This is a genomic window from Hahella chejuensis KCTC 2396 (genome assembly GCF_000012985.1).
GTDB classification, from domain to species: Bacteria; Pseudomonadota; Gammaproteobacteria; order Pseudomonadales; family Oleiphilaceae; genus Hahella; species Hahella chejuensis.
Map to the genome: position 1 here is coordinate 4779459 of NC_007645.1, position 14774 is coordinate 4794232.

Annotated in this window: 11 protein-coding genes; 7 read left to right on the forward strand and 4 right to left on the reverse strand. The window is 56.0% G+C overall.

Annotated elements, in window-relative coordinates:
- Positions 1-21 precede the first annotated feature (21 nt).
- A complete protein-coding gene (gene arsJ / locus HCH_RS20885; RefSeq protein ID WP_011398418.1) occupies positions 22-1263 on the forward strand; it encodes an organoarsenical effux MFS transporter ArsJ in 1242 nt (413 codons plus the stop codon).
- On the opposite strand, the gene HCH_RS20890 is transcribed toward arsJ, so the two are convergent.
- From HCH_RS20890 to HCH_RS20900, 3 genes are all read right to left on the reverse strand, one after another.
- Positions 1264-1680, reverse strand: coding sequence for a hypothetical protein (locus HCH_RS20890; protein WP_011398419.1), 417 nt, complete (start codon positions 1678-1680; stop codon positions 1264-1266). It abuts the gene before it with no gap.
- An 85-nt stretch (positions 1681-1765) separates the two neighbouring features.
- The gene (locus HCH_RS20895; RefSeq protein ID WP_011398420.1) at positions 1766-2668 is read right to left on the reverse strand and encodes a methyl-accepting chemotaxis protein; all 903 of its coding nucleotides are present in this window, start codon (positions 2666-2668) and stop codon (positions 1766-1768) included.
- Between the two features lie 93 nt (positions 2669-2761).
- On the reverse strand, positions 2762-3748 hold the full coding sequence (locus HCH_RS20900; protein ID WP_148212639.1) for a hypothetical protein: 987 nt from the start codon (positions 3746-3748) through the stop codon (positions 2762-2764).
- Between the two features lie 299 nt (positions 3749-4047).
- On the opposite strand from HCH_RS20900, the gene HCH_RS20905 reads away from it, so the two are divergent.
- Complete coding sequence (locus tag HCH_RS20905; RefSeq protein WP_011398423.1) at positions 4048-6132, forward strand: methyl-accepting chemotaxis protein; 2085 nt, start codon at positions 4048-4050, stop codon at positions 6130-6132.
- A 211-nt stretch (positions 6133-6343) separates the two neighbouring features.
- Here the strand turns inward: HCH_RS20905 and HCH_RS20910 are convergent, their stop codons facing one another.
- Positions 6344-6712, reverse strand: a complete 369-nt coding sequence (locus HCH_RS20910; protein WP_011398424.1) for a DUF6713 family protein — start codon at positions 6710-6712, stop codon at positions 6344-6346.
- A gap of 215 nt (positions 6713-6927) precedes the next feature.
- On the opposite strand from HCH_RS20910, the gene rluA reads away from it, so the two are divergent.
- From rluA to HCH_RS20935, 5 genes are all read left to right on the forward strand, one after another.
- Positions 6928-7602, forward strand: coding sequence for a bifunctional tRNA pseudouridine(32) synthase/23S rRNA pseudouridine(746) synthase RluA (gene rluA / locus HCH_RS20915; protein ID WP_011398425.1), 675 nt, complete (start codon positions 6928-6930; stop codon positions 7600-7602).
- A 162-nt stretch (positions 7603-7764) separates the two neighbouring features.
- Positions 7765-9498 (forward strand): C4-dicarboxylic acid transporter DauA, encoded by a 1734-nt coding sequence (gene dauA, locus HCH_RS20920; protein ID WP_011398427.1) that lies wholly within the window; start codon positions 7765-7767, stop codon positions 9496-9498.
- Positions 9499-9784: 286 nt separating this feature from the next.
- Positions 9785-10732: an ABC transporter ATP-binding protein gene (locus HCH_RS20925; RefSeq protein WP_011398428.1), complete on the forward strand. Its 948-nt coding sequence runs from the start codon at positions 9785-9787 to the stop codon at positions 10730-10732.
- On the forward strand, positions 10722-13658 hold the full coding sequence (locus tag HCH_RS20930; RefSeq protein WP_011398429.1) for a Gldg family protein: 2937 nt from the start codon (positions 10722-10724) through the stop codon (positions 13656-13658). The genes HCH_RS20925 and HCH_RS20930 overlap by 11 nt, the downstream gene beginning before the upstream one ends.
- 3 nt (positions 13659-13661) lie before the next feature.
- Positions 13662-14681: a DUF4340 domain-containing protein gene (locus HCH_RS20935; protein WP_011398430.1), complete on the forward strand. Its 1020-nt coding sequence runs from the start codon at positions 13662-13664 to the stop codon at positions 14679-14681.
- Positions 14682-14774 lie beyond the last annotated feature (93 nt).

Below are 14774 nucleotides of genomic sequence, written 5' to 3' on the forward strand. Positions count from 1 at the left end.
GATATTGGAGCAGAAGCCGTTATGTCTTTCATCGCCAGCTTGTCTCCTCAGGTGCGTCAGTATTTACTAATCACTGGCAATTACTGGGCGTTCACTCTGACCGACGGCGCGTTGCGAATGCTGGTGGTGCTGCATTTTCACCAGCTTGGTTATGCGCCCCTGGACATCGCGCTGCTGTTTCTCTTTTATGAGCTTTTCGGCGTCGTCACCAACCTTTTCGGAGGCTGGCTCGGCGCCCGCATCGGCCTCAACCGCACCATGAATCTGGGGCTGGCGTTACAGGTCATCGCCCTGGCCATGCTGACAGTTCCTTCCTCCTGGTTAAGCATTCCCTGGGTCATGAGCGCCCAGGCGTTGTCCGGCGTCGCCAAAGACCTCAACAAGATGAGCGCCAAAAGCGCGATCAAACTCCTGGTCCCCACCAACGCTCAGGGCAAGCTCTATAAATGGGTGGCGTTGCTGACCGGCTCCAAAAATGCGCTGAAAGGCGTTGGCTTTTTTCTTGGTGGAGCGCTACTGGCGCTGTTTGGCTTTCGCGGCTCTCTGGCGGGTATGGCGATAGCGATCATGTTGGTCTGGATCGCCAGCCTGTATTGGCTGAAGCAGGATATGGGCAAAGCCAAGAATAAGCCGAAATTCCGGGATATTTTTTCCAAAAGCCGGGCGCTGAATATTCTGTCCGCAGCGCGGCTGTTTCTATTCGCATCACGGGACGTCTGGTTTGTGGTCGCCCTGCCCGTTTTTCTTAGTGAGCAATTGGGATGGGAATTCTGGGGAGTGGGGGGTTTTCTCGCCGCCTGGATCATCGGTTACGGCGTCATACAGTCCGTCGCCCCCAGGCTGACCGCAGGCGCAACGCCTGACGGCGTCAGCGCAACCGTCTGGGCCGCCGCGTTGGCGGCGACGCCTGCTGCGATCGCCATAGGTCTGTACATGCAGTTTCCGCCCGGCCCAACCATCGTCGCAGGACTGCTGGCGTTCGGCGCCGTCTTCGCCGTCAACTCTTCATTGCACAGTTATCTGATCGTCAGCTACGCCAAAGAAGACGGCGTCTCCCTCGACGTCGGCTTCTACTACATGGCCAACGCCCTGGGACGGCTATGCGGAACCATCCTGTCAGGCTGGCTGTTCCAGACCGCAGGACTGACCGCCTGCCTATGGACCTCCGCCGGGTTTATCGCGGCGACAGCGGTGATATCACTGTGGTTACCGCGACATAAATCCTATAAGGCGGACAACATGGGTTCTGGCGTATCGGAGTGATCAGTCCATACCCAGCCAAAATTTGAAAACATTCAGGCTGATTCTTTCTCTTTCTGTCAGTTCCGTCTCCGCCAGTTCATTCACGACCATCACAACGCGTTCTATGCCGCAGAGCAAGACCAAGTATTGCGGTAGCTCTTGCACACTGATGTAGTAGGTCGCCAAGCAGTCTTTTATCACCCGCCGCAGATCTAAGTGCAACCGGGGGTATAGCTTGTACAGCAGCCTGCCAGCCAGTTCTTGCCGATTTTGGTAATTGCTGTCGTCGGATAGAAACAGGCTGTACAAACCTTTAAATAACGCGGAAGGATCACATGGCGCCAGTTGCGCCCGCAGCTCTTTTATTAATAGGCGATCGGTGTAGCCTCTGGCGTCGGCGGATTGAATAATCAGCTGGCGGATTTCGTCTTGATTCATTGCTTGTCGCGTACAGTTGAGTGCTTACGAAGCTGTCACGAGGCTTGTGCTCAGAACCGTGACAACAGAGCGGGCAATATACCCGCTACAAGCTCAACTTATCCACCAGTTGCTGCAATTGCCCGCTGATGGCGACCAGTTGTTCGCTGCAGCGTTCGCCTTCTTCGGCGGCGCGGCGGCTTTCGTCGCTGAGGCTGGAGATTTTCTGGATGTGCTGGTTGACGCTGTCCGCCACGGTGGACTGTTGCTCGGTGGCGGAGGCGATGACTGTGCTCATTTGATAGATCGTAGCGACGGCGGTTTCGCCTTCGCGCAACTGATGGCCGGATAACTGGTTTTTCTCCGCTGCGGCGCGGGAAATATCTCCCTGCCTGGAAATAAGTTCAACTGTCGCGTTAGCGCCGCGCATAACCTTGTCGATAATGCCGCGAATTTCGTCGGTGGAGCTGGAAGTACGCTGGGCCAGTTGGCGCACTTCATCCGCGACGACGGCGAAGCCGCGCCCCATTTCACCTGCGCGGGCGGCTTCAATCGCCGCATTCAACGCCAAGAGATTCGTCTGCTCGGCGACGCCCTGAATGACCGCCAACACTTTCTCAATATCCTGGCTATCCTTCTGCAGCTGCGCGATGACGGCGTTACTATGGCCGATGCTGTCCTGCAGATCATTCATTCCCTGGATCGCCGCCGCCATGGCGTGCTGCCCCGCTTTCACCGTCTCGGTCGCGCGGGAGGCGGAATCAGAAGCTTCCTGGGTGGTCTGCGCCACGTCGCGAATGGAGGCGCTCATTTCGTTGACCTCCGTAGCGCACATGGCGGCCAGGTCATTCTGCGCATCGATTTTATCCGTCAATGCGCTGGACAACGCCTTCATCTGCGCGCTGACCGCCACCACGCTGCTGGCTTGATCTGTAATGGTCCTGGCCAGTTGCGACAGGTAATCACGCAGCTCACTGCTGGAGCGGCCCAGGCTATCAATTTCCTTCACTCTGGAAGAGATCCGCTGCTTATCCGTGAAATCCCCATTGGCCAGCGCTCTGAGGGACGGGGTAATCGCTTGAATGCGCCGGGCGATGCGCGCCTAAATGAATGCAAACACCAATGCGAGAACCATTACCGTCGCCACAGCAACCCCCAGAGCCCAGTATACCGACTGCACAATGCGTTCGCGCTGCACGTCAATAACCGTCCGAACGTCGCTGATCGCCGAGGTTAGCGCGGTCAGCAACTCTTCCGCCCGCACATGCGAATTATGGATGTTCTCAATGATCTGACGCGTGTTATCCAACTCCCGTAAATAGCGTCCGGACAAACTTTGCAGCTCACTGCGATAGTCCTCCACCAGATCGTATTGCTCTGCATCCGATCCGCTCTCGCCCGTCAGCATACTGAGAAAGTCATCTTCTTCCTTCTCACTCATCACGCCAAGGGGCTCCAGCCCTGTGAGCGCAGCGATGTTATTCACCAGTTGGCGATGGCTGTTGGTGACTGTCTCATACAGGCTGGCGTCAGAAGTTCTGAAGTAGTTTTCACGCTTTTCGCTCAGCCCCAGCAGGCTTTCATAGGCGGCGGCGATCTTGACGAAATATTCCCCCGCCGCCTCCGGCTTCTCTTCCATACCCTTACGGGCGTACCCGGACAGCAGTGACAGTTGATCGGAAATCTCCCGCTCATTCTGTTGCAGTAGTTGCTGGGTATTGCCGGAGAGCTTGCCCGAGGCTCGCAGATCCGTGCGCATGAATTCGGACAGCGTCTGCAACGGCGGTGCAATCGCTGTCTGGATATCCTGAGGGAACTGCGACAGCTTTACTTCATTTAGCTCGCGGACAGTATCTTCCATAGCAGTCAGCAGCGTCGCTTCCCCCGTAGAGAGATAGCCGTTGAGTTGTCCCGCCAGAGTCTCATTCACCGTGGCGCGGGTATCCTGGTAGGCCAGATTCAGTTGCTCTGGCAAAGACAACCGATACATGCTGAAAGCCAGCACGCCAGCCATCGCCAACAGCACCACCATTAACACAATGGTGTTCAGTCTACTGATGAAAAGTATGGAAAATTGACGACCAGGCAAAACAGCGCCCCTATGAACAAGCACAAGATAAGGCCGCTTTCCTGAAGATTCACCTGTCACATAAACCTTCAAAGTTGCGGCGTATTGGAAATAAACAATAGTACAAGCAAGCCTATATCAACATACAAATGGATTATGACAAAAGGATTGCATAGTTTCTTAATCCTGCCATTGCAGGCGACTTCCAGGCCAAAGACAAGCTCTCCATCATCTGCTTGCAACCGCAGCGTCCGATTGAATTGCGCCTGGGTTGACCTAGACTTTTAAACACATTCAAGGAACCCGAGAAGGTCGCTCTCATGCTGAATACGATCTCCGTGCGCCAGAAGATGTACGCCCTTATCGCAGTAGCCATCGCGGGCACGCTCATTCTATTGATTCTGGCGCTTTACACTCACTACAAGACACTGGAAGAAACCCGCCAGCAAGAACTGCGTCATCTGGTGGAAAACGGATATTCCATCATAGAAAGCCACTACCAGTCTTTCCAAAACGGAGCGCTCACGGAAGCGGAAGCAAAAACCCGCGCTCTGGAAGACATATCGAAGTTGCGTTACGACAATGGCAACTACTTTTGGGTCAACGATTACCATCCTCATGTGGTGATGCATCCCATCAAACCCGAACTGAACGGAAAGGACGCCACCGGGATCAAGGACCCCAACGGCAAAGCGCTGTTCGTGGCCTTTGCGGAGAAAGTGAAGGCGGACGGAGAAGGCGTGGTTGACTACTACTGGCCCAAACCCGGCTTCGAAAAACCCGTAGAGAAGTTTTCCTTTGTGAAGGGGTTTGCTCCGTGGGAGTGGGTGCTGGGAACCGGCGCCTATGTGGACGATCTCAAGGCAGAGTTTCAATCCAGTCTGATTGCAGGATTGACTATCGCCCTGGCGATAATCGCTCTGGTTATCGCCTGCTCACTGATGATCATACGCAGTATTACCCTGCCCCTTTCCCACATCGAAAAAGTACTGCTGGACGTAGAGGAAAGCGGCGACCTTTCCCGCAGGATTGAGAGCGTGAGAAAGGACGAACTGGGAAGAGTGGCGAACGCGACCAACCATCTGTTTGATCGTTGGCGGAAATTCATCGGGGAAGCCGGACATTCCGTAAAAAAACTCGGCGACGGCGACTTCGGCTCCCCCATCACCTCCGAGTATAAAGGCGACATGCAACAGTTGCGCGAGCACATCAATCACTCTATCGCCGTCACCGGACGCTCCATGGGCCGCATCAACTCCATCATGGAGGCCATGGCCGCAGGCCGCCTGACGACTCTTGAAGAAGACCACCGCATCCAGGGCGAGTTCGCACGCACGCTCACGCTGGTCAATAAAGCAGTGGAACAGTTCCAACACACGATTCGCATCGTACAGGAAAGACTTCAGGCCATGCGCGAAGGGGTCTTTGACAACCGCATAGAAGAAACCTTCCCGGGCGACCTTAACCATCTGAAGGTGGCGATCAATGACACGCTGGACACGCTGGCTTCCAGCTTCGCAAGGCTGGAAGAAAGCTTCCGGCGACTGAGCCAGGGACAGCTGGACCTGAGAACGCGAGACAAACAGCCTGGGCAGTTCGGCGAATTACAGGACCACCTGCGCCAGACCATCAGGTCATTGCATGAGATCGCCATTCAGTGTCGCTCCGATAGCACAAGTCTCACGTCCAGCACCGGGGAAGTGTCCAGCGCCTCCAGAGATCTGTCCCGCCGCACCGAAGAACAGGCCTCTGCGATTGAAAGCGCAACGCGCCTGATCGGAGAGCTGCGTGAGGAGCTGGATAACACCTCCGAGCTGGCGAAAGCCACGCGCAACGTCTCCGAGACCGCCGCCAAAGAAGCCCAACTGGGCCTCAGTGTTTCCGCCACTACCCTCGAGGCGATGTCTTCCATCAAGTCATCCAGCGAGAAGATCAATAACATTATCGGAGTCATCAACGATATCGCCTTCCAGACCAATCTGCTGGCGCTGAATGCCTCGGTCGAAGCGGCGCGGGCCGGTGAGCAAGGCCGTGGATTTTCGGTGGTGGCGGCGGAAGTGCGCGCTTTGGCGCAACGCTCCGCGGACGCCGCCAAAGACATCAAGAGTCTGATCGAGCTGGCGGTGACTGGCGTAGGCAAGGGCTCCGATCAGGTCTCACAGATGGCGGAGCAATTAAAAACCATCGCCGCAGGAATTGAGGAAGTCAGCGGCAGAATTTCCAGCGTGTCGCAATCGAATTCGATTCAAACCACCCGGATTCGAGATGTCTTCACCCAGCTGGAGCAATTGAAGGACATCACCCATCGTAACGCCTCCATGGCGGAACAAACCGCCGCCACCAGCGAGTCACTGGTCAATATGGCGGACTCTCTGGATGACAAGCTCAGTTTCTTCAAGACTTAATTTTTTATTAATCAGGCAGTCAAATAGCTTCCTTCTATTTGTCTGCAACGACAGGGCCTGCACATGTCAGGCCCTGTCTCCCGCGGCTAACAGCCGCGCAGGCGCATCCATGCGCCTGGTTATTAACATGTCAATATCATTGCCATATTAATAAAACTTGTTCTTTCAAGGTCTGTTCTTTCAAGACCAGACCTAAGCTGACGCCAAGGCGTCAGCGTTGATGTCTTTCGAATAACCGGGTCTGAAAAAACTGCCAGAGGCCGCTGACCAGACAGGCGATAATCAACGCGATGGACAGCGGCAGCTTGAACTGCGTGTAACCGGCGAGAAAGAAGCCGGCGTGAATGAGGAACGTGAGCATGCCAAGGCCCGCGCAGATATAGGAAAACCAGACCGCATTGCGTTTCTTCAGCAACACTTGTCGATATCCGTAAAGCAGCATGGGCAAAGCCAGCATGTTGAAAATCAGATATCCCTGCACGCCTCCCGGAAGTTGAAACATCTCCCACTCTTTCCAGTAAGCGGCGTCAATCTGGTGAAAAACCAACAAACATAAGGTTGTCAGGTAACCACGCTCCATGCTCTATCCCCCGCGACGATTTCCGTCCCAGTTTTCTTCTTGATGGATCTCTTGCCTGCTCTACGCGCCAGCGCCTCTGTATCCAGCGCCGAGGTAGTGTATGGCCGGCGACTCGGCAATAATAATACTTGATTGATTTATCCTGCGAACCGCCTTATAACTGCCGGATTCCCGCCCTTGGGGTTTATTATTTCACTTGGCCAGCCGTTCCGCCCATGCAAGATGATTTCGTTTATTCCCCTCCAACCGACCCCTGGTTGGAAACGCTGTATGAAGACAAAGATATTATCGTCGTCAACAAACCCAGCGGCATTCTTACCAGTCCGGGACGCGGCGCGCATTTGTACGACAGCGTCTGGAGCCGGGTAAAAGAGAAACATCCCCTATCCCATGTCGTACATCGGTTGGATCTGGCGACATCCGGCGTATTGGTGCTGGCGTTAAGACGCAAGGCGGAAAAAGAGCTGAAACGGCAGTTCATGCAGCGCGAGGTGCGCAAGACCTACGTCGCCAAAGTCTGGGGTGTGATCAAAGAAGATCAGGGCGAAGTGGATCTGCCTTTGATCTGCGACTGGCCCAACCGCCCCAAGCAAAAGGTATGTTTTGAGCACGGCAAGCCGGCGGTGACCGGCTACCGCGTGCTGGCCCGGGAAGAAAACGCCACCCTGGTGGAGCTGTATCCCATTACCGGTCGCTCGCATCAGCTGCGCGTACATATGCTGTCGCTTGGGCATCCCATCCTGGGCGACCGTTTCTACGCTTCCCCGGAGGCCCTGGCCGCCAGCGAGCGTCTGTTGCTGCATGCGCAATCACTGAGCTTTAAGCATCCCTATTCCGGCGAGGACATGACTTTCCATACTCCCGCTGACTTCGCTCAAAGCCGCGGGTAAGGGCCCCGCGCCTCAAATCACCCAAAAAAATATTTTAAAATCAATAAGATAACATTTTCACCTTTACGCCATGCTAAACTAAGGGCGCGCCTGACCGCACCCCATCAGCATGGCTGACCAGTCAGACGCCGAGATCCTTAACTTCACATCTTCGGAGTCCATATGCCACATCGCGCGCATCTGCGTTCGGTACGTCTGGCCAGCGCCTTTGTCGATAGCTGCATCAAAGAACCCTACAACCTTCACCGCTTTCGCAAGGACCTTATCGCCGGCGTAACTGTGGGTATTATCGCCATCCCCCTGGCCATGGCGCTCGCTATCGCCAGCGGCGTGCCGCCGCAACACGGCCTTTATACCGCCATGATAGCGGGCTTCCTGATTGCGTTGACCGGAGGCTCCCGCCTGAGCATATCCGGCCCTACCGCCGCCTTTGTGGTGATCCTGTTCCCCATCGCCTCCCAGTTCGGACTGGCGGGCCTCCTGATGGCGACACTGATGTCCGGCTTCATTCTGGTGGGGCTGGCTCTGGCGCGATTGGGCAGACTGATCGAATACATCCCTGAATCCGTCACCCTGGGCTTCACTTCCGGCATCGCTATCGTTATCGCCACGTTACAGGTGAAAGACTTTTTCGGACTCAGCCTCGCCGAAATGCCGGAATCCTATATCGGCAAAGTCCACGCCTTGGCGCTGGCGCTGCCGACCTTGGACTGGGCGAATGTCCTGGTGGCGTCTCTCACTCTGGCGTTACTGATACTGTGGCCGCGACTGAAAATGCCGATCCCCGGACACTTACCCGCCGTTTTGCTTGGCGTCGCAGTTTCTCTTGCACTGGGATCAGCCGGGCATCCTGTAGACACCATTGGCTCTCGCTTCACTTATCCGCTCGCCGACGGCGGCGTGGGCCACGGCATTCCCAGTTTATTTCCCGACTTTACCTGGCCCTGGCTGCAGCCAGGGCCGGACGGTCAGCCATTGGCGTGGACCTGGAGCACCTTTGAACAGCTGCTGCCGGCGGCGTTCTCCATCGCCATGTTGGGCGCGATAGAGTCTTTGCTCTGCGCCGTCGTTCTGGACGGTATGACCGGGCGCCGCCACCAGGCTAACGGAGAACTGCTGGGTCAGGGCATCGGCAATCTTGTGGTCCCGTTTTTCGGCGGTATTACCGCGACCGCCGCCATTGCGCGCTCCACCGCCAATTACCGTTCCGGCGCCGAGTCTCCCGTTTCCGGCATGGTTCATGCCGCCGTGGTGCTGGCCGGGTTAATCGCGCTGGGACCGCTGCTCGCCTATCTGCCGATGGCCTCCATGGCGGCGCTGTTATTAATGGTGGCGTGGAATATGAGCGAAGCGCATAAGGTGGTCGCCCTGATCAAAAAAGCGCCTACCGGAGATATTCTGGTATTGATGACCTGCCTCACGCTGACCGTGCTATTCGATATGGTGTTGGCGATTTCCGCCGGTATCGTCCTGGCCGCGTTGCTGTTTATGCGCGATATATCGATGATGACCAAGGTCTCCGATATCTCTGCTCATCCCAAGCTGGTCTCCACGCCGCTACCGGACAATTGGGCGGTGTATAAAATCAACGGCCCCCTGTTCTTCGCCGCCGCCGACCGGGTGTTCTCCGAGCTGGAAATGCTGACGACGACAAAACAGGGCCTGATTCTGTATATGGACGCGGTTTCCCTGCTGGACGCAGGCGGGTTATCCGCTTTCAACAAATTCTCACGATTGTGTCAGCAACGGGGCCAAACGCTCATCCTGGCGGATCTGCAGTTCCAACCTTTACGTACGCTGGCCAAAGCCAACGTAAAACCCGTCGAGGGCAGTCTGGGCTTCGCCCCTACTCTCAGCGACGCCTTGCAGTTAATTATTAATCAGGCAGACAAATAGCTTCCTGCTATGTGTCAGCAACGACAGGGCCAGCACATGTCGGGCCCTGTCTCCCTCGGCGCTCGCCCATACGCGACATGTGGTTAAATTTCATTAATTTTTCTCGATGGGGCCATTTTTTTCTTATATTAAAGCCCCTATTTTTTATCGCGCCCGGGAATCGGGTTTAATGACGTTTCGATGTCGAAAAGTCAAAAAACACGCCGCCCGGAATCATATCGGCGCAACGCCGAACATAATCAATAAGCATTATTCGTTGTAAATGTCAGAAGGGAGACATGATTCCATGATCAATGTCCAGAACCTCAGCCGTCATTACGGCGACTTCACCGCCGTCAATAACGTGAGTTTCAATATCGAAAGCGGCCGCATCGTTGGTCTACTTGGCCATAACGGCGCCGGTAAAACCACTATCATGAAAATGCTGATGGGCTATCTTGAACCTTCCTCAGGCAATATCCGCATCGACGGCAAAGACATGCGCGAGCACTCACTCGCGCTGCGCGCCGATATGGGATATCTGCCGGAGAATCCGCCCACTTACCCGGAAATGACTGTAGTGGATTACCTGGACTACGCCGCGCAGCTAAGAGGAACGCCCGCGGACAAGCGTCGCCAGGCGGTGATCGAGGCCGTCGCCCGCACCGATTTGCGGGATAAAGCGCTCAACCCCATCAGCACCTTATCCCGGGGATATCGGCAACGAGTGGGCGTCGCCCAAGCCATTATCAACCGCCCCAAAATCCTGATTCTCGATGAACCCACCAACGGCCTTGACCCTTCCCAGATACAACACATGCGCGACCTCATCACCTCGTTGCGCAGCCATTCCACGGTGATCCTGTCCACCCACATCATGCAGGAGGTGAGCGCCATGTGCGATCGCGTGCTGATGATCCGTCACGGTGAGCTGGCGCTGGATTCCTCCCTCGCGGAACTGCAGAAATCACAACGTCTTCTGTTGCGCAGCAGCTCCGGACAGGCGCAAATAAAAAGCGCACTGGCGGATTTAGGCGCGTTGCAGGACATTCAACCCATCGCCACTGACGGCGACACGTCCACCTACGCCCTGAACACATCGCTGCAGCATGTGGACGAAAGCTTCGTATCCGACGTAGCGCGCAAACTGGTTAACGCCAACCTGCCTATTCTGGCGCTGCATCCGGAAGTGCGCGATCTGGAGACAGTCTTCAAAGAAGTGAATCAGGTCGCGGAGGTTCCTCATGCTGCCTGATAAAAACGTTCTGCGGATGGCCGGCAAAGAAGTCTCTCAGTTCTTCTCTTCGCCGGTGGCGTTTGTATTCCTGGCCGCATTCCTGGCGGTTAATCTGTTTATTTTCTTCTGGGTGGAAGCCTTCTTCGCCCGCAACATCGCCGACGTGCGCCCCCTGTTTGAATGGATGCCGCTGCTGCTGATCTTCCTGGTGGCGGCGCTGACCATGCGCATGTGGAGTGATGAAAAGCGCATGGGCACCATTGAGTTTTTGATGACGTTGCCGGTAACGCCATTACAACTGGTGCTGGGCAAGTTCATCGCCTGTTTCATTCTATTGCTCATCGCCATGGCGCTGACCTTGCCAATTCCGATTACCGTGTCTTATCTCGGACATCTGGACTGGGGACCGGTTATCGGCGCCTATGTGGCCGCTCTGTGTCTCGGCGCGGCCTACCTCGCCATTGGTCTGTATGTCAGCGCCAAGAACGAGTCCCAGATCGTCAGTCTGATTATCACCGTACTGGTTTGCTCACTGCTGTATCTGCTGGGCTCCGACACACTGGTGGACCTGTTCGGCTACTCAACGGGGGAAGTCCTCAAACAACTGGGAACCGGCTCCCGTTTTGAATCCATCACCCGCGGCGTCATCGACATTCGCGATCTGTATTACTACCTCAGCCTGGTCGGCGTCTTCCTGGCGTTGAACGTGCTGGCGCTGGAAAAACAACGTTGGGCCAACAGCGACGGCGCCCGCTCCCATCATCGCGCCTGGTACGCTGTTTCCGGCCTGATGATCGCTAACCTGTTCGCCGCCAATCTGTGGCTGAGCGAAGTTAAAACGTTGCGGGCGGATCTCACTGACGGCAATTTGTACTCCATCAACGACGCCACTCGCGATTACTTGAGCCAACTGCAGGAACCGCTGCTGGTTCGCGGCTACTTCTCCGCCAAAACCCATCCTCTGCTGGCGCCTTTGGTTCCCCAGCTACGGGACCTGATCAAAGAATATGAAGTGGCCGGCGGCGACAAGGTGCGGGTGGAATTCGTCGATCCGCAAAGCAACCCCGAGCTGGAAGACGAAGCCAACAACAAATACAGCATCCGTCCGGTGCCTTTCCAGGTGTCGGATAAATACCAGGCGTCACTGGTGAATTCCTACTTCAACGTGCTGATCAGCTACGGCGACCAGTTCGAAGTACTGGGCTTCCGCGACCTGATCGAAGTGAAAGATCGCAATGAGTCGGATCTGGACGTACGTCTGCGCAATCCGGAATACGACATCACCAAAGCCATCAAAAAAGTGCTGTACGCCTATCAGAGCCAGGGCGACCTGTTCGCCACCATTAACACCCCGGTAAAACTAAATGGTTACGTCTCCTCCGCGCAGCAGTTGCCGCCAGAACTGCAAACCCTGGCGCAGGACCTGAATGACGTACTGGCGGACATTAAACAGGAGTCCAATGGCAAATTCAGTTATGAACTGCAGGACCCGAACGCGGGAGACGGCTCTCTGGCGCAGCAGATTCAGCAGGATTTCGGCATGCAGCCGATGACCACCAGCCTGTTGTCCGATGACCGCTTCTATTTCTACCTGCTGATGAACGACAGCAAGCAGTACGTGCAGATCGCCCTGCCCGACTCCCTCGACAAAGAAGGCCTCAAGCGCAATATCGAAAGCGGCCTGAAGCGCTTCTCGGCGGGCTTCACCAAGACACTGGCGCTGGTGGTTCCGGAAAGCGACGCCGATCCTTATATGCAGCAATTCGGTCAGCAAAGTTCTCCCAGCTTCAAAACGCTGCGCGACAAGCTGATGGAAACCATGACCGTTAAAACCATCGACCTGAAAGACGGTCTGGTCCCGGAAGACGCCGATATTCTTATGCTGGCGGCGCCGGAGTCACTGTCTGACAAGCAGCTGTTCGCCGTTGACCAGTTCCTGATGAAAGGCGGCACGGTACTGTTGTCCACTTCGCCGTACCAAACCCGCATGACCTCCAGCTCCCTCACCGCAGGCAAGCACACTTCCGGGCTGGAGACCTGGCTGCAGAATTACGGGATCAATCTCGCTCAGTCCATGGTGCTCGACCCGCAGAACGCCAGCTTCCCCATTCCGGTCACCCGCAATGTGGGCGGCATGTCTTTCCGGGAAGTCCGGCTGCTGGATTACCCCTATTTCGCCGACATTCGCGACACCGGCATGAACCAGGATTCAGCAATCACTTCCGGTCTGCCTAACGTCACCATGAGCTGGGCCTCCCCCATCGAGTTGGACAAGGAAAAAACCAAGGCGCTGCAGGTCACAGAACTGCTGCGCTCCTCACCGCAATCCTGGGTCTCCGACAAGCTGGACGTCACGCCCCGCGTTTCCGCCGACGGCCACATCAGCCCCTGGACCAGCGAAGGCGAACCGGAGTCCTATCTGGTGGGCGTCGCATTGGAAGGGCGCTTTGAGTCCTCATTCAAAGGCAAGGAGTCCCCTCTGCTGAGCGAAGCCAACAACGCCAATGAAGCGGATCAGGCGCCCACTGAAGGCGGTCAGGCCGCCCAGCAAGATGACAAAGCGGAGAAAACCCATTTCGGCGGCGTGATTGATAAATCGCCGGAATCCGCGCGCATCATTCTGTTCTCCTCCAACGAGTTCCTGAATGACCAGACCATCAGCCTGATCAGCTCCACCGAGCGGGCGCCTTATCTCAACTCCATGCAACTGGTGCAAAACGCCGTGGAATGGTCGTTGGAGGATCGCAGTCTGCTGCAAATCCGCTCCCGCAGCCATTTCGCCAATACGCTCTACCCCATGAGCGCAGAGCGTCAGCAGTTCTGGGAGTACCTGAACTATGGACTGGCGATCGCCGGACTGGCGTTGCTGTATGCATTGTTCCGCTTATGGTTCAACCGCCGGCAGAGCTATTACGCCGGCATGCTGGAATTAGGGAGGGCTTAATCAATGAACGCCAAGTGGACCAAATTACTCTCCGTCGCGCTGGTGGCGCAGGCGGCGCTCATCGTCGCCCTGCACTGGCCGGGTTCGCAACCGGAATACATCCACACCGATCAGGCGCTGCTTGACCTGGAGTCCAAACAGCCTGACGCCATTCATATCTACGGCGAGGAAACGGCGAAAGTCGACCTGAAAAAAGAGCAGGACGGCTGGGTGGTAGCCAGTTACTACAACCTGCCCGTCGCCAACGGCAAAGTGGACGCCATGCTGGCCAAGCTGAAAGAGCTTAAAGCCGGCTGGCCGGTAGCCACTTCCGCTTCCGGCGCCAAGCGCTTTGAAGTCGCCGAGGATACGTTCCAGCGCAAACTGGAGCTGACCCAGGGCGACGATACGCTGGCCACGCTTTATCTGGGCACATCCCCGGGATATCGCAAAGTACATGCGCGCCTGAATGAACAGGACGCCGTCTTCGCGGTCAATTACGCCACCCATGAGCTTCCCCTGACCGGCAAAGACTGGGTGGACAGCAAGCTGACCGCCGTGCCCGAGGAGAGCATCAGTCAGGTTAAAATCAACGATATCGTTCTGAATAAGAACGGCGATAAATGGGACCTGGAAGGCTTGCAAGACGGCGAAATCACCAATGAGGAAGCCGCTCATCAAATACTGGCGTCCCTGGCGGACATGCGCTTTGAGGACGTATTGGGCGCGGAAGTGAAACCGGAATATAACCTGAGTGAGCCCAAACTGCGTTTCACCTTAGAGTTAAAAGAGAAAAACGCCAAAGGCGAACAATCTCTTGAGCTGACCTTCGGTAAACCGGCGGAAGGCGACTACTACAGCCTCACCCGCTCTGACCGTCCACAGGTGTTCAAGATCAACGCAAACCATGTCGACTCGCTTCTGGACCTGGAACGCGCCCGCTTTGTCAGCGCCGCGCCCGTGACAGAGCCGGAACAAAGCGAAATCGACCTCGGGCAAAAAGGCGACGCCGCCGAGGCGGAGCAAGCGCCCGCCTCATCTTGATCAGCCAACACCGACCATAAAAAGGCCCCGAATTCGGGGCCTTCTCTCATCGTTTTTTTATTCACCGTTTTTTATTCACAGCCACGGACTGCT

Coding starts and splice junctions, on each gene's coding strand:
- arsJ (WP_011398418.1), top strand. CDS start 22: ATGTCTTTCATCGCCAGCTTGTCTCCTCAGGTGCGTCAGTATTTACTA.
- HCH_RS20890 (WP_011398419.1), bottom strand. CDS start 1,680: ATGAATCAAGACGAAATCCGCCAGCTGATTATTCAATCCGCCGACGCC.
- HCH_RS20905 (WP_011398423.1), top strand. CDS start 4,048: ATGCTGAATACGATCTCCGTGCGCCAGAAGATGTACGCCCTTATCGCA.
- HCH_RS20910 (WP_011398424.1), bottom strand. CDS start 6,712: ATGGAGCGTGGTTACCTGACAACCTTATGTTTGTTGGTTTTTCACCAG.
- rluA (WP_011398425.1), top strand. CDS start 6,928: ATGCAAGATGATTTCGTTTATTCCCCTCCAACCGACCCCTGGTTGGAA.
- dauA (WP_011398427.1), top strand. CDS start 7,765: ATGCCACATCGCGCGCATCTGCGTTCGGTACGTCTGGCCAGCGCCTTT.
- HCH_RS20925 (WP_011398428.1), top strand. CDS start 9,785: ATGATCAATGTCCAGAACCTCAGCCGTCATTACGGCGACTTCACCGCC.
- HCH_RS20930 (WP_011398429.1), top strand. CDS start 10,722: ATGCTGCCTGATAAAAACGTTCTGCGGATGGCCGGCAAAGAAGTCTCT.
- HCH_RS20935 (WP_011398430.1), top strand. CDS start 13,662: ATGAACGCCAAGTGGACCAAATTACTCTCCGTCGCGCTGGTGGCGCAG.